Genomic DNA, 16780 nt, shown 5'->3' with positions numbered 1-16780 from the left:
GAAACCGGGTCGGGCGCATCGAATGCGAGCTGCGCGCGCCACAACCATTGTTCAATGCCGACGCGGGATGGACCCGACGCTAAGTGGACGCTCGGCGTCCACTCTTGCAGTTCAAGCAAAAACTATCTTCACACCGCGCCGCAACTTGGCGAGGCAGTCCAAAATTTTAGCTTCGGCCAGGCCAGCCTCGTCGCGGAGAGGCGGCGGGCCACGGCTACAGTCCGAAAATCTCAAAATTGTCGCGGCCGGAAAGTTCGCGCACGGCATCCAGTTCAACCAAGCGCTCGAACAGTTGCCGCTTGCCCAGGGCGACGGCGAGCTCGTCGTCAATGTTCCGGGTACAGCATCATCGTCGAGAGCAAGCGCAACAGTGGCGATGGGGCTGGCCGGTCACGAGCGAAGCTCGAAGGAGGTGTAGCGCCAGTGCCGAAATCTCCTGCTCATTACCGGACAATCTTGGCCCCGACGTATTCGTTCATATCTCTGCAGTTGGCTTCGGCAACTCACTATGGCCAGAAGGTGAGCTTTGACATTGGCCAGAACTGCAAGACTGGCAAATCAAAAGCTGAGAACGTCACGGTTCTTTGAAGTTGCCAGCCAAACCGCCACTGGTGGGTCGACACAATATCAGGCGGTCTTGATGAGGATCGAACCTTCGGTGCGATTTCCTCTCCCGGCCCTTCCCCCTCCTCTCATTCCAGCTGTCCCTTCGCGAGTCTCGACGGCGAGTTGGCGTTTTCGGTGCCATGGAAGCGAAGATTCTTGCTGTATGCCACTGAGTAGCATATCCTGGTGCCGAAAGGAGATCGAAGATGAGTGTCAAAGCGTCTGTCTCACTAACCGAATCACAAGATTCCTTTGTACGGAATCTTGTGGCTGAAGGCCGGTTTTCCAGCGTAAGTGCGGCTATCCAGCATGGGCTGGAGATGTTGCGCGATGAAACGGAAGCTCGACGATCCCACACAGAAGCACTGAGTGTACTGCTTGCGGAGCGCCGTGCCGGCAAGTTCGTTAGTCTGGAAGAAGGCCGTCGTCAGACCCTGGATATGATCAACAGAAAAAAGGCGGAATATGGCCTTTCGGATTGAACGGTCCGAAGCTGCTGCGGCTGATCTGGAACTGATATTCGATTTTCTCATTACTGCCGGAATTGATTTTGGCGATGATCCGGAGACAGTGTTCGCACACGCATCATCTCGTATTGCGGAGATCGTGCAAGCCATGGAGCGGATCGCAGACGCACCGTTTCAGGGCACCCTCCGCCCCGAGCTGGGGGATGGCATCCGAAACGTGACAAAACATCGAGCCATATTCTATTTTGACGTTCTGGAAGAACAGCAGCCGGTAAGGATTCTGGCCATATTCTTTGGAGGACAGGACCATAAGCGCCGAATGCTGATTAGAATGCTAGGTCGAGCGGAAGGACTGTAAAGACCCTTGCAACGTCGATGATTTAGACCAGTTCCAAAGCTACAGAACCCGATTGCCCTCGAAACAAGGCAATTACATTCAACTTTACCTGTTGATTCCTATCGTCTTTTGGAGGCAGTCCAAATGGGCCGACCAGCCTCGACATCGACCTGCCCCCTGCCGTGCCTTGATCGCGCACTGATGACGCGGGACGGCATGACCTAGGGATTGCGGGCCTTGAGCAACTTCTGAGCCGCCTCGAACGTCTCCGCGCTGCTCGGCCGCGACGACGCGATAGCCGATGGGTGGGCGTGAGCCGTTCCAGAAGCCTTGCCGCGCATTCTCCTTCAAGGCCCGCATGACGTGCTTGGCGTTTTCCTTGGATTGGTATTCATCGAACAGCGCCATGATCTGCCGCATCATGACGTGCATAGGGTCATCGCCCATTTCCTGTGTGATCGAAACCAGCTTCACGCTGTTCTTCGCCAGCTTGCGGACATAGAACTCAAGCTCGAAGTGATCACGGAATAACCGGCTGAACGAATGGACCACGACCATATTGAAGGGCGCGGGCTTGAACGTTCCCGCCTCGATCATGCGCTGGAACTCGGGGCGGCGGTCATTGGTCGCCGACGCGCCCGGTTCAATGAAGGTCTCGACCAGTTGCAGGCCGCGCGGCTCGATACCTTTTCCCGGCACATCTCGAGATAGACGGCCAGCGACTTGCGGCCTTCCTCGATCAGATTGTGGACGCTCTCGGCATAGAAGTCGGCCCCGCCATTCAGACCAACAAACTCGCCGCGCAGCATCTGAATCTCGGGATCGAAAGCGATCACCGCTTTCTCGCCGTTGATTTAAACGACATTGTTCATGGCTTTACTCCTTGTTCGTCCAGCCATTTACGGATGCTGGCAACCGCACCTTTGTCCGTATCCGGGGTCGGTTGCGAGGGCATGAGTACCTTCGATTTCCAGGCCATGTCGAACATATGGATGATGCAGCTTAAGCCGATTTCCTCGCACGACCACGTGTTGCAGCGGCCTTCGAAGGTACCTTTGTAACGGTCTCGCCGGCTCGTCGTCCAAGCCCCATATTTTTTGCGAGCTGAGACCTCGCGGCCGCATAGCTTGGAGCAACCATCGGATAGTCCTTCGGAAGGCCCCACTTCCCCCGATATGCGTCAGGCGTCAGACCGTAATGTGTCATGAGGTGACGCTTCAGAGATTTGAAGCGTTTACCGTCTTCAAGACAGATCAAATAATCGTCGGATATGGATTTCTTGACCGAAACAGCGGGCTTCTGAGGCTCAGTTTCTGGTTCCGGTTCCTTGCTTAGCGATGCGATTGAAGCATGAACGCTGGCTATGAGATTGGCGACCTCCGCAGCCGGTACCGGATTATTAGAAACGTAAGCCGACACAATCTCTGCGGTCAGTTCAATTTGAGTGTCGCTTTTCAAATTCAGGAGTTCATTAGCCATAACGTCACCTTTTCGAAAATTCTCGACGGATGGGTAAGCCATTGAAACTGGTGACGCAAGCAATCGCATTGTTGATGGAGGTCGAAACTTCCGCCCTGTTTTCGAGCGATGCATGACACGCGCTGCAACCATCCTTTGGCTCATGATTTTTGGAGAGACTGGGAGTAGGCAGTGAATAACGACTTCTTTTTGGCCGAGATTGACGCCACTACTGGTGGTGACCATCCTGAACGGCCCCATTTGCGCGGCGGCTGCAATCCGAGCATTCTGGCCAAAAACAGGGCCGACCGGTGCGGGTCTCGTGTCGCCAGGATGGTGGTGATTAAAGTCGATGCTCATTGGAGATCTCCACGTCTATTGCTGACACGCCCTCCTCCGAGCTGCCCTAGCGTCGAGATCACCACGATCACTGTCATCACGGCGGCACCCGCCACAATGTATGCGGCCGATTCCCAGCCAAACCAATCAAGTGCGCTTCCGATAGCTGCCGGACCAAGAATCTGGCCGAGATTGTTGCCCTGCACGATCAGGCCCAAAACCACCGGCACCAGCCCGGCTGCCGGCGCCACGATTGATGCGGAGGACAACAGGATTGCCGGGATCAACCCGCCCACAGCTGAGAACAGGAAGCAGAGGAAGAAGGCGGCACTGCTTGGCAATATGGGGAGAAAGATGCCGAAGCCGGCCAGTCCCATCACGAGGCACGCAGCGATCAGCAATGCAGGCCGGCTGATACCTTTGGACAAAAGCAGGCCCGCCGCCAGATTGCCGATGACATTTACGACTGACACCAGCGCACCGAGCCATCCCGCTGCCTGGTGCGATACGCCCAGCCGCTCCATAAGCAAGACCGGCAGGAAGCTGAACACGGCGAAAAACATCAGGCTATAAAGCGCGAACGTGATTGAAAGCCCAACGGTCCCCCGATCGCTCGACACAGCCATCGTGGCATGGCGCAAGCCACTCCACGACATGGACCGGCCTCGCGCGCTGGCGGGAATGGCGACAGGAACAGCCAGGCAGATAGCCAGCGCCAGCGCACTGCTCGCCCACCACATCATCCGCCAGTCCTCAAACAGCGGCCCTGCCAGCATAGCTGTCGCCAGGCCGACCGGCATGAAGCAGCTCCAGAGCGCAAAGGCCAGATCGCGGTCAGATGGCCGCGTAACAGACGCAAGCAGCGAGGGAGCCGCGACCGTCACCAGAAGAAAGCCTCCCCCCTCAATAACGCGACCGATGAATAGGCTGGGAAGGCCGATAGTCAGCGCGCCAAGTGCGGCACCCGTTGCCGTGACCAGAAGTCCGATGATGAGGATGCCCCTCGCGCCGAAACGCACGACAAACGCCCCGGTCGGAATGCCGCCGAAAACCCCGATCACCGCGAATATCCCGGCCAGCCAGCCAATCGCCGTCATGCCGATACCAAGGTCGGCCTGCAGCAGAGGTGCTGCGATCGCCGCCTTGCCGACCTGCAATGCGGCCGCGACCCCACACCCCACGATCACAAGCACCGCAGGCCAATGGGTGGAAGACGGTTTGGCCGTGGTTGTGATGGCGTCCATCACGACACCTTTGCCGCGTGGCCGACAACGACGGCGGCGGTTATTTTCGCGACATGTCGCCCCTGGAAGCGGGCACCTGCCAGCTCGTTCTCACTGGGTTCACGGTGCCCGCCCTTGCCGTCATCGGCCAGTGTAGATGCGCCATATGGAGAGCAACCGGTGATTTCGTCCATCCGCATCTGCCCCTTGAAGCTGTAGGGAAGCCCGACAATGATCATCCCGAGATGGAACAGAACGGTATGAGTGGACTGGATTGTTGTTTCCTGCCCGCCATGCTGGCTGCCCGTAGAGGTGAAGACGCTGCCCACCTTTCCGACCAGCTTGTCCTCGAACCAGAGCCCGCCGGTCTGGTCGAGAAAGTTCTTCATCTGAGACGCCATATTGCCGAAGCGGGTAGGCGTTCCGATGATGATGGCGTCGTAGTCGACAAGCTCAGCCACGGTTGCGACGGGAACTGATTGGTCGATCTTATATCCGGACTTTGCCGCCACCGCTTCGGGGACAAGCTCAGGCACGCGCCTTATCGTCACCGCTGCGCCCGCCTCACGCACACCATCTGCCACGGCCAAAGCCATTGTCTCGATATGCCCATATGAGGAATAGTAAAGCACCAGCACCTTCGTCATCTCTGTGACCTCGCATTCATCTCGTATGGCGCGGAGGTTGCACCAAATTTCCGAACGGATTAAGTGATATAAAATTCATAAAGATGATCATGAGAATCGATCATGTTGGATACTCTTACGCTTGATCAGATCCGCACGTTCGTGACGATTGCCGATAGCGGTAGCTTTCGCGCCGCGGCCAGGAAACTGTCACGCGTTCAGTCCGGCGTCAGCGTTGCCATCGCCAACCTTGAGACCACGCTTGGCGTCGCGTTGTTCGACCGTTCGGGGCATCGGCCGGTCCTTACACCGCAGGGGCACGTGTTGCTTGGCAATGCACGCGACATCATTCTCCGCGTGGACGTATTGCGCGCTCAGGCCCGCGGCTTCGCGGACGGCGTGGAAACGGAGTTGGGAATTTCTGTCGATACGCTCTTCCCCATGCCGGAGGTTGCGCGCGCGATCTCACAAATGCGACACGATTTCCCCGCCGTCGCCATTCGGGTATGGGCGGAGCCTATGGGTGGCCCGCTCGAAGCTCTTAGAGAGAACCGCTGTACACTTGCCGTGATGGTCGGTGAAGATTTCCGTGACCGCCGCATCAGATTTGAGCCACTGGTATCGATCAATCAGTTCGCCGTGGTTTCAGCAGCGCATCCGCTGGCCCAATGCCATACAGATCACCCGCTTGAATTGATGGATATTGCCGATCATCTCCAGATCGTTCTGTCTGACCCTTCGGACTTATCCGCCGGGCGGGACTTCGGCGTGGTGTCGTCCCAGACCTGTCGCGTCAACACACAGGACACCAAACACAATCTCATCCTGGGTGGAGCAGGCTGGGGTCGGCTGCCGCATTGGGTCGTTGAACGGGATTTGGAACAGGGCAAATTGGTGAGGCTCAATCTCAGCGCCATGGGCCGCAATGGTGAGGTCACGTCAAGCGCCTATGTCGCACATCGGCGGGACGAGGCGCTGGGGCCGGCGGCAAGGCAGTTGGTGAACGATCTAATTCTCCAAGGGACTAACAGCGCCTAGAAAATTATGTGACGAAAATTCGTTGGCGCAATCTGCTAACTGTGCCTGGTTTTCATCGATCGCCCTGGCAAACAAGATGGCGCGTGTAGTCTGGACGAGGCTGACGCGGCAAGAAGATTATCGGAATCCGGCGCAGACGACAGCTGCATGAACGCGGCTATCGTCGAGGTCGGCAAAGAGGTGTGAGAAGTCGATGACCTGAATGGGCGCAAGTTCGAACGATCCGGAACGGTAAAACCAGTACTGCTCTTGGAACTCCGAGCTCGGGAACAAGATTTGGACCTGATCCGCTGATCACCATCCCGGCCAGCGGCTTCTGAAACGCCGCAATTAAAGGCCTGACAGAAGACCGCATTCGATCACACCCTCAAAAGGTCAGAAACGACTTGCACTCCGGGCGCCAAACACAGAAGAGCATTGACTAGATTGGGCCAAGCTTGTTGTCTTGCCATCAACACAAGCATATGACGACGGAGCGTCGGCTTTACTCTGCCGGGGGCGCCAATGAGCCGTTCGCCATCCGCGACGGTCGCCCGATCGCCAGGCAGCAGCAATATAGCAGCGCGTTGACGGCGAAGCTGGAGCTGGAAGCTCTCGACGAATCTTAGGCGTGTGGCTCAAGCTGACCGTGGCCGCGACCATTTGAAAAGCCGTTGGATGGCGATTTAAGGCGCCTTTAGCGGCTATATTGTAGACATAGCGCTCGTCAACATCGGATCGCCTTTCTCCTCCAGATTCCGCTTCCCTACCGCGAGTCAATGAGCCGCATGATTGTGGGCCGATCCGAAATGACCGCGACCGGATGAGCTCGGCACCAGCATCGCCAACATCGCGCTGCCGACGGTGGCCGAAGCCTTCTCCGCACCGTTTTCGCAAGTTCAGGCGGTGGTCGTCGCCTATCTCGGAACCTTGACGATCTCGGTTATCATCGCCGGTCAACTCGGCGACCGTTTTGGCCTGAAGTCGATGCTCGTCACAGGCTTGCTCCTGTTCGCGGTCGCCTCGCTGTTGTGCGCCGTCGCACCGACACTGTGGCTGCTGATTGGCGCGCGGGCGCTTCAGGGCATCGGTGCGGCATTCCTGATGACGCTCGCCATGGCGCTGATGCGCCAGACCGCCAACGAGGCGCATGTCGGGCGGGCCATGGGTATGCTCGGGACCACATCGGCGCTTGGAACGGCACTTGGGCCGTCGCTCGGTGGGCTGCTGATCCCCTTGGCGGGTTGGCGCGGCATCTTCTGGGTGCAGGTGCCGCTGGTGGTTCTCGCGCTAGTCCTCGCTCTCTCCGCGCTGCCAAGCGATCCCGGCAGGGGAAAGGCCCCGTCGGCAAGCCCGTGGTCGGTGATGGACAGGCGACTGGCACCCAATCTTGTCGTCAACATACTGGTTGCGGCCGTCATGATGGCCACGCTGGTGGTCGGCCCCTTTTTCCTCAGCCGCGCTCTTGGCCTGGAGGCGAGGCATGTCGGCTTTATCATGGCGGTCGGCCCCGCGATTTCAATCTTCAGCGGGGTTCCGTCCGGTCGGCTCGTCGATCTATGGGGAAGCCGTCGCGTCCTTGCCATCGGTCTCATCCTGCTGACGGTCGGAGCGTTCCTCTTGGCCCTCTTGCCGAGCATGATCGGCGTTGTTGGCTATGTGTTGTCCATCGTCGTGCTGGCGCCGGGCTACCAGCTCTTTCAGGCCGCGAACAACACAGCGGTCTTGGCGGACGTTTCCAAGGACCGGCGTGGCACGGTTTCGGGGCTGCTCAGTTTTTCCCGCAACATCGGCCTCATCGCAGGCGCATCCTGCATGGGCGCTTTCTTCGCCTTCGGCACCGGAACAGAGGATATCATCCGTGCGACGCCGGCCGCGATCGCGACCGGGATGCAACTGACCTTCCTGCTGGCCGCCGGAATGATGCTCGTCGCTACCGGGATTGCGCTTGGGCTTCGTGTTGCCGCCGAACGCCCGATATAGCCGCCTCTGCCGCGCAGTCGGTGCCGAAAGCCGCCGATTGCCGCCTATCGCGTGATACTGCCGCCGGTCACCGGTTTCCCCGGGGTGAGATAGTAAGCTCCGCCGAACCACGCTACAACCCGATGTAGGTCTTGCGAGCGGCGATGGCGGCTTGCAACCCCATGCACGAACCCGCTTCGCGGGAGGGGCGCTACGGGCTGAGATGGCGTAGTATTCGTAGCTTTTTGAGCAGCTAGCGGCGGGCGAGCCGACCATGGAGTTCCCTTCAACGAGAGAAATTCGCCATGGCTGTCCCGTCGACCGATGCACCTATTTCTCCGCTTCGCCAGCGCATGCAGCACGACATGCTTATGCGGGGCCTGGGCTCCCACACGCAGCACGACTCGTCACGTCCGGTGCTTTGCCGCGTTCCTCGGACGCTCGCCTGACACCGCGACGCCAGAGATATCCGCCGCTTCGGTTTTAAAGCGCCAGGATTCTTTCCCGGTCTCGACTATCTCGCAATAATGGGTCAGGCGATCCAAAAGCTGAGAACGTCACGGTTCTTTGAAGTTGCCAGCCAAACCCGCCACTGGTGGGTCGGCACAATATCAGGCTTCGCCTTGATGGGATACGAACCGTTGGCGCCGCGTGAAAGCAAGGATTTTCAGTGGCTTGATGCTGCAACGCTAACCGGCGTGGTGGATCGCGGGTCTCCACCCGCGGTAAAACCCTATTCCCCCGGATCGAGATGACTGCGATCAAGACAACGCGCTCGACTTGCGCGCCCCGTTGACCAGATCGGCGTGAGTGTAACGCCATGAAGGAGTAGAAAGTAGCTTCTACTGCACCAACAATACCTGCATCTTAACTGATGCCAAATTCAACCATGAGAAGATCGGAAATTACACCTTACAACATTCCGGTACTGAAATGACATCGACATCGTCTTCGACCGGTGTATCACGTGATTTTCGTGGCTTGAAGTCCCCCTGTCCCGTCCTTTCCCCACTTGATACGCGAGCGATAGGAAAACTTGCTATTGCTCGCTGATTGCGGGTAAAATGAGTTATAGAAAGGCGCTCTATAACTCATGATCTGGAACTGGCAGCAGGCCGATTGGCCGGAATTCACCTATGACGCGGCAAAGATCGAACCGCTCGAAAAGCAATTCCTGTTACGCTCGGGCGAGTTTATCGGCGCGTACCGGCATGTACGGCCCGATGAACGGGATATGTTGCGTATCGAGCTTATCAGCGATGAAGCCTTAAAGACCTCGGAGATCGAGGGCGAAATGCTGAGCCGCGAAAGCCTGCAATCCTCGCTCCGCAACCAGTTCGGTCTTGGCTCGGAAAATCAGCGCATCCCGCCAAAGGAGCGCGGCATCTCGGAGATGATGGTCGAACTTTATCAAGGCTTTGCCGATCCGCTCTCCCATGAATCGCTGTTCGCCTGGCACGATATGGTCATGGCCGGGGAGCGCCGGATCGAGACCATCGGTGCCTACCGCAACCATAGCGATCCGATGCATATCGTCTCGGGTGGTATCGGCCAGTCCAAAATCCACTTTGAAGCGCCGCCGTCCAAACAGGTGCCAGCGGAGATGGAACGGTATGTCACCTGGTTCAACAAAACGGCGCCGGACGGAGATGCACCGTTATCGCCCCTGATCCGCAGCGGCATGGCACATATCTTTTTCGAGAGCATTCATCCCTTCGAGGACGGCAATGGCCGGATCGGGCGGGCGCTCTCCGAAAAGGCCTTGGCACAAAGCCTCGGCCAGCCCAGCCTGATCTCGCTTGCTTATACGATCGAACGGAACCGCAAGCGCTATTACGACATGCTGGAAGCCAGCAACAAGGATATGCAGATTACTGACTGGCTTGCCTATTTTGGCCGAACAGTTCTTGAGGCCCAGCACGCCACCATGCGTCGGGTCGAATTCTATATCGCCAAGGCGCGCTTGTATGAACGGATCGGCCATCAGGTCAATGAACGGCAGGCAAAAGCGATCGCCCGCATGTTCAGCGAGGGGATCGACGGCTTCAGGGGCGGGCTAAGTGCCGAGAACTATCTCAGTATGACGAAGGCGTCACGAGCCACCGCCACGCGTGATTTGCACGAGCTGGTCGAGATCGGCGCGCTGACCAGAACCGGGGAGCGCCGCTATACTCGCTATCACCTCAATATTGATACCGATAATGACGAGGCACGCGCATGAGCAAGCGGCCATTTATCCAAAAAGGCATTGAGGAACTGGAAGCGGTGTTTGATGAAAAGCGTGATGATGCCCGCTTCTTGAAGACGTTGATCCATGAGCTCGGACAGGCGCGCGTTCAAAGAGGCGACCGCCAAGGCTGAGAAGGCATTGGCAGCACTGCAAAACGCCCATGAACTTTATGAGGCGATCCGTCTGTGCGGGGCCGATATCGCAACCTTGAGAGCAAAATTGCCACCGCCGCCGTGCAACAACGGGCGTCTGCATTCTTGTCATCCGCCAAGTATGAACATGGAAGACGTAGCGCTAGGTAGGCTAGGGTTTCTGGGTTGAGCGCCGAAGAGAAAGCGCACGATTGAATGACTGAAACGGGGCCGATAACGGACTGGCAGGTTTTGGGCGAGTTTCTAGCATAGTTGCCCTTCTCTGCAACTGCCGCTCATGGCGCGCGACTACATCGCGACCTTTGTCCGCTTCGAATTTGCCTTGAAGCGTGGCGGCTTTCTTGCCAGAAACGTTGGGGCCGGCGCAGAGCCGCCGCTTCGTGGTCCGCAAGAACAGGCCCAAGGCCGAGACCCCGGCAGCTAAATAATTCCGGTACAGAGCCCGCCGGTGACCGGTGGGCTTCGTGCTGTCTCTGCTGTCGAATGTTCCGCTCGCCGCGCGGGCAAGGGCCGCCCCGTCCTAATGGCACAAGGTCGATTTCCATGGCAGCATGGGTCATCGACTTCACACCGGCCCTGACGGCGTTCAGCATTCTCACGGGTGCCGTCGTGGTGTTCATTGTCTTCTGGGACATCCTGTTGTCGCCGGTCATGACCTGTGCGCTCAAGCTGGCGCTTTATGCCGCCAAGGGTGCGGCCGTGTTCGTGCTGTCCACGATGATATTTCACCTGCCGATTGGGGTTAATCCCACAGGTCGGACTGGTCGACGCCGCGCTTTGCGCGGCGGGCACGGACTGTGTAGGAAAGCGTTGTCGGCCAATCCGCGGGCGCGGGTATATTACGTGCGGTATGCAGCAGTTCCCGTCGATCGGGATCGTGGACGTAGCCCTCCGTCACCGCCACAAATGTACCGCTACCAGGCGCGGTCTCCTGCAATGTCTCAACGTCGTACCACATGTCCCGGCGGCGGTGCTTGGCGGCCTGATAGGCCGCTTCGACGAGCACCCTGTCGTTCCAATCCTTGAAATAAAGGTTGGCGTTACCCTTGATGGCTTGCAGCTCGTTATAGGCGACGACGTCCGACACACGATCGATGACGACCGGCTCCGCCGCACGCCCGCCCGGGCTGTAAATGGCCGGATCAAACGACAGCAGCAGCATGTGCGGGGTGAGCGGCATCACCAGCATGCAGCCGGGGCTTGCAAGACCACCGCCTCCCAACACGTCTTTTTGCAGGTGGAAACGATTCGTGTAGATCACGGGATCATCAGAGGTAATGAAGGAAAGCGGCGTGCGGTTGAGAAGGATACAGGTTTCAAGGTGTGACGTAGTGTCGATACTGTTTCTGAAAGCGTAGAGAGCCATTTCGATGGCCATCTCGTGGGTTATGACGAGCCCTTCAAGCAGCTCGGGCGTGGCCTCTGCCGCCAAAAGGTCGCGTTGCGCCTCCGCCATCCGGATTTCTCCTTTCAGCCACGCTGCGCTCCTGTAGGACTGCAACAGCATGAATGCATGCAGCGTCCGCAGGTCATCACGTGATAAGGCACGCGGATCGTCGACGGCCCGCCGCATGTTGGCCGCGTATGCACCTTCGGGCTGCTGCAATGCATTTTCCAGGACCCCGTCCGATCCATAGAAATAGGGCTTGGCACACTGTCCTCGCGCCGGTGCTGCTTCAATGGACCGTTCCCGGGCCATGTTGAAAACGTTGATGGCGGCGCCTGTGCTGTCGGCGCAGAAAGCTCGGAGGTAGCACCTCGGAACGAAATGCTGGGACTTGTTGGCTGGCATGCTGCCTGGAATGATGTGTCGCTTCGGCCGGATATGCAACACGTCAGTGCCCAAGATGCGGGCGCAATCAGGCACTCTTTTGTAACTCCTTTTGCACTGAACTTGTGCACAGAAAGATTTCAACCCGGCTCCTTGGCAGACATGCCCGGATGCGTCCATTTCTGTAACAGAAATCAATAAGGGTCATCGGCATGGATTCGGGCACGCATGGCGGGAACGGAAGAGAGCTGGGCGATGGGCATCGGACACGTCAATGGGCTGGAAGCCATACTGAACGACACGGCTAATGAACTGCCTGATCTCGTACGCGAAGAGGGTCGTGATCTCATGGCGCAAATCGGTGAAAAGACCGTCAGAATTGGCAGCAAAACCCAGAAGCTCGCCTCTCTGGCCAAGCAGACCGATGTGGCGCGGCGTCTTCAGACGATGCCGGGTATAGGGCCGATGACCGCTGTGGCCGTCGAGGCGTTTGCGCCGGCGATGGAAAACTTCAAATCGGGGCGCGACTTTGCCGCTTGGCTCGGCCTCGTGCCGCGACAGTTTTCGTCCGGCGGCAAGGAAAGGCAGGGCAAGGTCTCGAGGGCCGGTCAGATCGACATTCGTCGGCTGCTGATCATTGGCGCCATGGCTCGCGTGAATTGAGCGAGCCGCAAGGAAACATCCATTGATCCCTGGATGATACGTATGCTTGGAAGAAAGCCTCGAATGCTGGTGGCGATCGCGCTGGCGAACAAGATGGTGCGTATGATCTGGGCGATGCTGACGCGGCAAGAGGATTATCGGAATCCGGCGCTGACGGCGGCTGCATGAATGCAGCTACGTCAACGTCGGCAAAGAGATGTGAGAAGTCGATGACCTGAATGGGCGCAAGATCGAACGATCCGGATCAGGAAAACCAGTACTGCTCTTGGAGCTCCGAGCTCGGGAACAAGATTTGGACCTGATCCGCTGATCACCACCCCGGCCAGCGGCTTCTGAAACGCCGCAGAAAGCCTGACAGAAGACCGCATTCGATCACACCCTCAAAAGGTCAGAAACGACTTGCGCAACGGGCGGCAACCACAGAAGAGCAGTGCGAAATCCATATAACGTTTAAAATTATGATCACGAAGCACTCATATGACCAAACAAATGAACAAAACTTGACTTCCCGCTAGCATCACCGCAAAGTGTATAAAATTATGGACATGAAAGCATCTTACGTCCATCTGAATGAACAAAAGGTAACAAAATTGCCCCGCACGAGAAGCTACTCACGAGTGACGCGCCAAGCGCTCACCATGCTCGGAAAGCTGATCCGCATCGGCCGGGCCGAGCGAGGCCTGACGGCGCAGGAACTGGCCGACCGCGCCGGCATCAGCCGGACGACCCTGTCCAGCATTGAAAAAGGCGCGCCAGGCCCCGAGATCGGCATTGTCTTCGAGGTCGCCTCACTCGTCGGCATGCGTCTCTTCGACTATGACGAACGCACTCTGCAGGTGCAGAATGCCCGCCTCGACGAAAAACTGACTCTGCTGCCCAAGAGCGTTCGTCACGCGGTGAAGGAAACCAATGATGACTTCTAAGGCCGACGCCACAGAAGCCTTTGTCTGGATTTGGCTACCCGGGGCAACAGAACCGGTGGTCGCAGGCCGCCTCGACCACGATGGCGAACGCCTGCTCTTTACCTATGGCGCCAGCTACCGCAGCCGAAAGAACGCCATTCCTATCTACGAGCCTGAACTTCCCCTTCAGGAAGGCGCGATCGTGCCCATCAACGGCTTGCAGATGGCGAGCTGCATTCGCGACGGCTCGCCCGATGCCTGGGGCCGCCGCGTGATCATCAACCGGCTGACGCGAAAGAAGCCAGACGCTGACGGCGTGCCGGAAATCAGCGAGCTTACCTATCTGCTTCACTCAGGCTCCGACCGGACGGGCGCTCTTGATTTTCAGGCATCGGCAACAGAGTATGTCCCCCGCCGCGCCGCGCAAGCATCACTCGACGAACTCATGGAAGCGGCCGCCCTCGTTGAAAAAGGCGTCCCTCTGACGCCCGCGCTCGACCATGCTCTCAACCACGGCACCTCGATCGGCGGCGCGCGCCCCAAAGCGCTTATCAACGACGACACAAATAAGTTCATCGCTAAATTCTCGGCGAGCAACGATACCTACAGCGTCGTGAAGGCTGAATTCATCGCAATGAAACTGGCAAGCGCCAGCGGGCTTGACGTAGCATCTGTGTCGATAACCCGCGCCGCGCACAAGGACGTGCTGCTGATAGAGCGCTTCGATCGCAAGAACACCAAGGACGGCTGGACGCGGCAGGCGATGGTCTCGGCGCTGACCATACTTGGGCTTGATGAGATGATGGCCCGCTATGCTTCTTATGAGGATTTGGCGGAGCTGATCCGCCATCGCTTCACGGCTCCCAAGGATACGCTCAAGGAGCTCTACGGGCGGATTTGCTTTAACGTGCTGTGTGGCAACACCGACGACCATGCCCGCAACCATGCAGCATTCTGGGACGGGAAAATGATGACACTGACGCCCGCCTATGACATCTGCCCGCAAAACCGCACGGGCACCGAAGCCACACAGGCCATGCTGATCAAGGGCGAGGGCCGCGCCAGCACGCTGGCGACCTGCCTTGCGGCCGCGCCGGACTACCACCTGAAAGAGGCGGAAGCCGCCGCGCTGATCGAAGAGCAGATCACGACCATCGCCGGACAGTGGCAGGCGGTCTGTGAGAAAGCCGAACTGACCCCTGTCGACCGCCAGTTTTTCGCCGGACGTCAGTTTCTCAATAGCTACGCCATAGAGGGACTCGATGGCCATAAGTCGCTGCAGGATGCGTTTGGTGCCGCCCGGAAGGCGCTGATCGCCAGCGGAGACGCCTGAAATGGGAGCGCCGCAGCTTCTCAAAAGACGCGCTTTGCGGGGAGCATTTCTCCGCTCCCTGGGCCATGCGTCATGGGCTGCGGAGCAGACCGCGTCAGGGATTAACTTTCTGGGCGGCCACGACCAGGCGCCTTTCTCCGCATGGGCAGGCCCCGCCCATCTCACCAGCACATTAGGCTTCACCACGATAGCGGTGCCCCTTGCAGGTGGATGGGTCGCGAGCCTTGCTGGCGTCACCACAAATGATGCGGCCGATTTCATATCCTCGGCCAACGAGGCCTTCCGCGCCCATATCCTCCGGCAATGCGAAGCGGTGAAAAACGAGCTGAGCGCCCTGTCCGAAACTGTCAGCCGTCTTGACCAGCCGCGCCGCTATCCGGTGGCCTCAAGGCGAAGAGGCCAAACACATGATCGCTTGCGCCACCGGTGTCCGTAAAGTGCTCCTGGATGTCGAGGATCGTATCCTGTTCGAAGAGGCCATCGAGCACATAGGCCGCTTGGCTTTCAGTGGGACTGATGGGCAAAATACTGAAATAACCGTACTGATCCGACAGGTGGCTGTAAAACTTCGGCCCCGGTTTGCTGCCGTAATGCAGATTGGCATCGCTGCGTTTTGCCGCGCGGTCGCTCGCGCGTAAGAACTGTCCGTCGGACGATGCGGTCGTTCCATTGCCCCACAGGCCGGAATGCGGGTGACGGGCATGAGCGTCGGTGATGCTGGCCTGAGCGGCGATAGGTTTCGGAGGGGCTGTCCGGTGAAGAGCAAATAACAGTCATTCCGGCGTCAGGAAGGACGATAAGAATTCCTCCCTGTTGTCTCTGTGTGATCGTTGCTTAGCCTTGGGCTTTAACCGCTTGGCGCTGAACGCCAAGATTTTCGATGGAAAGATCCATCAGCTGACCAGCTTCCAGGTAGATCGGCGGTTTCTTTCCCATACCCACGCCAGGCGGTGTGCCAGTTGTTACCACGTCGCCAGGCAACAGTTCCATGAATTTGCTAATGTATGACAAGAGGTACGGGACTTTAAAAATCATCGTTGCCGTTGATCCTGTCTGCATCACCTTTCCATCGACCCTGAGTTCCATTTGGAGATTGTCAACGTTTTTAACTTCGTCAGGCGTGACAAGCCACGGACCGAGCGGCCCAAACGTCGGCGCGCTTTTGCCTTTCAACCACTGACCGGTCCCCTCTATCTGCCAACTGCGTTCTGAGACGTCATTACATATGCAAAAGCCTGCGACGTGCGACATCGCCTCGTTTTCGGCGACGTTAAATGCACGTTTGCCGATGACGAATGCTAGTTCAATTTCCCAATCCGTTTTCAGCGAACCCCGTGGAATAACGACATCATCGTTCGGTCCAACAATGCAGTTGGGTGCTTTAGAAAACAGAATTGGCTCAACGGGGATCGGCATCCCAGACTCAGCGGCGTGATCAGCATAGTTCAGGCCGACGGCAATGAAGTTTGTGGGAACTGCCACGCAAGAGCCGAGACGTATCCCTTCGTCGACTTTTGGCAATATAGACAAGTCGAGACGGCGGAGAGTTTCGACACTGTCCTGATCGAGGAACACGCCAGGATCGTCGTTGGTGATATCATGCACATCTCTTAGAGAGCCATTTGCATCGATAACTCCGCGTCGTTCAAATCCGGGATTACCATACCGTACAAGTTTCATTCGAATGTTCCTTT

Annotated in this window: 17 protein-coding genes and 4 pseudogenes; 11 read left to right on the top strand and 10 right to left on the bottom strand. The window is 57.9% G+C overall.

Features of this window, described 5'->3' with window-relative positions:
• Positions 1 to 214: 214 nt before the first annotated feature.
• On the bottom strand, positions 215 to 262 hold the full coding sequence (locus ABFT80_RS15390; protein ID WP_347972885.1) for a hypothetical protein: 48 nt from the start codon (positions 260 to 262) through the stop codon (positions 215 to 217).
• A 169-nt stretch (positions 263 to 431) separates the two neighbouring features.
• Here ABFT80_RS15390 and ABFT80_RS15385 point away from each other — a divergent pair.
• From ABFT80_RS15385 to ABFT80_RS15375, 3 genes and pseudogenes are all read left to right on the top strand, one after another.
• Positions 432 to 588, top strand: a pseudogene (locus ABFT80_RS15385) (cold-shock protein).
• 224 nt (positions 589 to 812) lie between these two features.
• Complete coding sequence (locus ABFT80_RS15380; protein WP_347972785.1) at positions 813 to 1088, top strand: ribbon-helix-helix domain-containing protein; 276 nt, start codon at positions 813 to 815, stop codon at positions 1086 to 1088.
• Complete coding sequence (locus tag ABFT80_RS15375) at positions 1072 to 1431, top strand: type II toxin-antitoxin system RelE/ParE family toxin (RefSeq protein WP_347972784.1); 360 nt, start codon at positions 1072 to 1074, stop codon at positions 1429 to 1431. Before ABFT80_RS15380 ends, ABFT80_RS15375 begins: the two co-directional genes overlap by 17 nt.
• 246 nt (positions 1432 to 1677) lie before the next feature.
• Here ABFT80_RS15375 and ABFT80_RS15370 read toward each other — a convergent pair.
• The 5 genes and pseudogenes from ABFT80_RS15370 to wrbA all read right to left on the bottom strand — a co-directional run.
• Positions 1678 to 2085 (bottom strand): annotated as a pseudogene (locus ABFT80_RS15370) (recombinase family protein); the annotation flags it as partial.
• Positions 2004 to 2246: a type II toxin-antitoxin system HicB family antitoxin gene (locus tag ABFT80_RS15365; protein ID WP_347972889.1), complete on the bottom strand. Its 243-nt coding sequence runs from the start codon at positions 2244 to 2246 to the stop codon at positions 2004 to 2006. The gene ABFT80_RS15365 and the pseudogene ABFT80_RS15370, both read right to left, overlap by 82 nt.
• A 166-nt stretch (positions 2247 to 2412) precedes the next feature.
• Positions 2413 to 2889 (bottom strand): MucR family transcriptional regulator, encoded by a 477-nt coding sequence (locus ABFT80_RS15360; RefSeq protein ID WP_347972884.1) that lies wholly within the window; start codon positions 2887 to 2889, stop codon positions 2413 to 2415.
• Between the two features lie 335 nt (positions 2890 to 3224).
• Positions 3225 to 4451, bottom strand: a complete 1227-nt coding sequence (locus ABFT80_RS15355) for an MFS transporter (protein WP_347972783.1) — start codon at positions 4449 to 4451, stop codon at positions 3225 to 3227.
• Positions 4451 to 5077, bottom strand: a complete 627-nt coding sequence (gene wrbA / locus ABFT80_RS15350; protein ID WP_347972782.1) for an NAD(P)H:quinone oxidoreductase — start codon at positions 5075 to 5077, stop codon at positions 4451 to 4453. The genes ABFT80_RS15355 and wrbA overlap by 1 nt, the downstream gene beginning before the upstream one ends.
• A gap of 102 nt (positions 5078 to 5179) precedes the next feature.
• Between wrbA and ABFT80_RS15345 the strand changes: the two genes are divergently transcribed.
• On the top strand, positions 5180 to 6094 hold the full coding sequence (locus tag ABFT80_RS15345; RefSeq protein ID WP_347972781.1) for a LysR family transcriptional regulator: 915 nt from the start codon (positions 5180 to 5182) through the stop codon (positions 6092 to 6094).
• A gap of 819 nt (positions 6095 to 6913) precedes the next feature.
• Positions 6914 to 8056: an MFS transporter gene (locus tag ABFT80_RS15340; RefSeq protein ID WP_347972883.1), complete on the top strand. Its 1143-nt coding sequence runs from the start codon at positions 6914 to 6916 to the stop codon at positions 8054 to 8056.
• 452 nt (positions 8057 to 8508) lie between these two features.
• Here the strand turns inward: ABFT80_RS15340 and ABFT80_RS15335 are convergent.
• Positions 8509 to 8583 (bottom strand): annotated as a pseudogene (locus ABFT80_RS15335) (ATPase); the annotation flags it as partial.
• A gap of 545 nt (positions 8584 to 9128) precedes the next feature.
• Here ABFT80_RS15335 and ABFT80_RS15330 point away from each other — a divergent pair.
• Positions 9129 to 10256, top strand: coding sequence for a Fic family protein (locus ABFT80_RS15330; protein WP_347972780.1), 1128 nt, complete (start codon positions 9129 to 9131; stop codon positions 10254 to 10256).
• On the top strand, positions 10253 to 10396 hold the full coding sequence (locus tag ABFT80_RS15325) for a hypothetical protein (protein WP_347972779.1): 144 nt from the start codon (positions 10253 to 10255) through the stop codon (positions 10394 to 10396). Before ABFT80_RS15330 ends, ABFT80_RS15325 begins: the two co-directional genes overlap by 4 nt.
• A gap of 763 nt (positions 10397 to 11159) precedes the next feature.
• Here ABFT80_RS15325 and ABFT80_RS15320 read toward each other — a convergent pair.
• The gene (locus ABFT80_RS15320) at positions 11160 to 12209 is read right to left on the bottom strand and encodes a DUF4238 domain-containing protein (protein ID WP_347972882.1); all 1050 of its coding nucleotides are present in this window, start codon (positions 12207 to 12209) and stop codon (positions 11160 to 11162) included.
• Between the two features lie 207 nt (positions 12210 to 12416).
• Between ABFT80_RS15320 and ABFT80_RS15315 the strand changes: the two genes are divergently transcribed.
• The 4 genes from ABFT80_RS15315 to ABFT80_RS15300 all read left to right on the top strand — a co-directional run bounded on the left by ABFT80_RS15315 (position 12417) and on the right by ABFT80_RS15300 (position 15086).
• The gene (locus tag ABFT80_RS15315) at positions 12417 to 12851 is read left to right on the top strand and encodes a transposase (protein ID WP_347972778.1); all 435 of its coding nucleotides are present in this window, start codon (positions 12417 to 12419) and stop codon (positions 12849 to 12851) included.
• A gap of 42 nt (positions 12852 to 12893) precedes the next feature.
• Entirely contained in the window at positions 12894 to 13019 is a 126-nt protein-coding gene (locus tag ABFT80_RS15310) for a hypothetical protein (RefSeq protein ID WP_347972777.1), read from the top strand.
• Between the two features lie 470 nt (positions 13020 to 13489).
• Positions 13490 to 13774, top strand: a complete 285-nt coding sequence (locus ABFT80_RS15305; protein ID WP_455189949.1) for a helix-turn-helix transcriptional regulator — start codon at positions 13490 to 13492, stop codon at positions 13772 to 13774.
• Positions 13764 to 15086, top strand: coding sequence for a type II toxin-antitoxin system HipA family toxin (locus ABFT80_RS15300; protein ID WP_347972881.1), 1323 nt, complete (start codon positions 13764 to 13766; stop codon positions 15084 to 15086). Before ABFT80_RS15305 ends, ABFT80_RS15300 begins: the two co-directional genes overlap by 11 nt.
• A gap of 386 nt (positions 15087 to 15472) precedes the next feature.
• On the opposite strand, the pseudogene ABFT80_RS15295 reads toward ABFT80_RS15300, so the two are convergent.
• Both ABFT80_RS15295 and ABFT80_RS15290 read right to left on the bottom strand, forming a co-directional pair.
• Positions 15473 to 15817 (bottom strand): annotated as a pseudogene (locus tag ABFT80_RS15295) (Tn3 family transposase); the annotation flags it as partial.
• 103 nt (positions 15818 to 15920) lie between these two features.
• The gene (locus tag ABFT80_RS15290) at positions 15921 to 16766 is read right to left on the bottom strand and encodes a fumarylacetoacetate hydrolase family protein (RefSeq protein ID WP_347972775.1); all 846 of its coding nucleotides are present in this window, start codon (positions 16764 to 16766) and stop codon (positions 15921 to 15923) included.
• Positions 16767 to 16780: the final 14 nt, after the last annotated feature.

The sequence above is a fragment of the Foliimonas ilicis genome (assembly GCF_039939195.1).
Taxonomy (GTDB): domain Bacteria; phylum Pseudomonadota; class Alphaproteobacteria; order Rhizobiales; family Rhizobiaceae; genus Foliimonas; species Foliimonas ilicis.
This window is presented reverse-complemented; position numbering and strand designations above follow the sequence as displayed.

What these genes read in the sequence shown, in the direction of transcription:
- ABFT80_RS15330 (WP_347972780.1), top strand. Translation starts at nt 9,129, where the DNA reads ATGATCTGGAACTGGCAGCAGGCCGATTGGCCGGAATTCACCTATGAC.
- ABFT80_RS15320 (WP_347972882.1), bottom strand. Translation starts at nt 12,209, where the DNA reads ATGCCAGCCAACAAGTCCCAGCATTTCGTTCCGAGGTGCTACCTCCGA.
- ABFT80_RS15300 (WP_347972881.1), top strand. Translation starts at nt 13,764, where the DNA reads ATGACTTCTAAGGCCGACGCCACAGAAGCCTTTGTCTGGATTTGGCTA.
- ABFT80_RS15360 (WP_347972884.1), bottom strand. Translation starts at nt 2,889, where the DNA reads ATGGCTAATGAACTCCTGAATTTGAAAAGCGACACTCAAATTGAACTG.
- ABFT80_RS15325 (WP_347972779.1), top strand. Translation starts at nt 10,253, where the DNA reads ATGAGCAAGCGGCCATTTATCCAAAAAGGCATTGAGGAACTGGAAGCG.
- wrbA (WP_347972782.1), bottom strand. Translation starts at nt 5,077, where the DNA reads ATGACGAAGGTGCTGGTGCTTTACTATTCCTCATATGGGCATATCGAG.
- ABFT80_RS15315 (WP_347972778.1), top strand. Translation starts at nt 12,417, where the DNA reads ATGGCGGGAACGGAAGAGAGCTGGGCGATGGGCATCGGACACGTCAAT.
- ABFT80_RS15375 (WP_347972784.1), top strand. Translation starts at nt 1,072, where the DNA reads ATGGCCTTTCGGATTGAACGGTCCGAAGCTGCTGCGGCTGATCTGGAA.
- ABFT80_RS15355 (WP_347972783.1), bottom strand. Translation starts at nt 4,451, where the DNA reads ATGGACGCCATCACAACCACGGCCAAACCGTCTTCCACCCATTGGCCT.
- ABFT80_RS15305 (WP_455189949.1), top strand. Translation starts at nt 13,490, where the DNA reads ATGCTCGGAAAGCTGATCCGCATCGGCCGGGCCGAGCGAGGCCTGACG.
- ABFT80_RS15290 (WP_347972775.1), bottom strand. Translation starts at nt 16,766, where the DNA reads ATGAAACTTGTACGGTATGGTAATCCCGGATTTGAACGACGCGGAGTT.
- ABFT80_RS15380 (WP_347972785.1), top strand. Translation starts at nt 813, where the DNA reads ATGAGTGTCAAAGCGTCTGTCTCACTAACCGAATCACAAGATTCCTTT.
- ABFT80_RS15310 (WP_347972777.1), top strand. Translation starts at nt 12,894, where the DNA reads ATGCTTGGAAGAAAGCCTCGAATGCTGGTGGCGATCGCGCTGGCGAAC.
- ABFT80_RS15345 (WP_347972781.1), top strand. Translation starts at nt 5,180, where the DNA reads ATGTTGGATACTCTTACGCTTGATCAGATCCGCACGTTCGTGACGATT.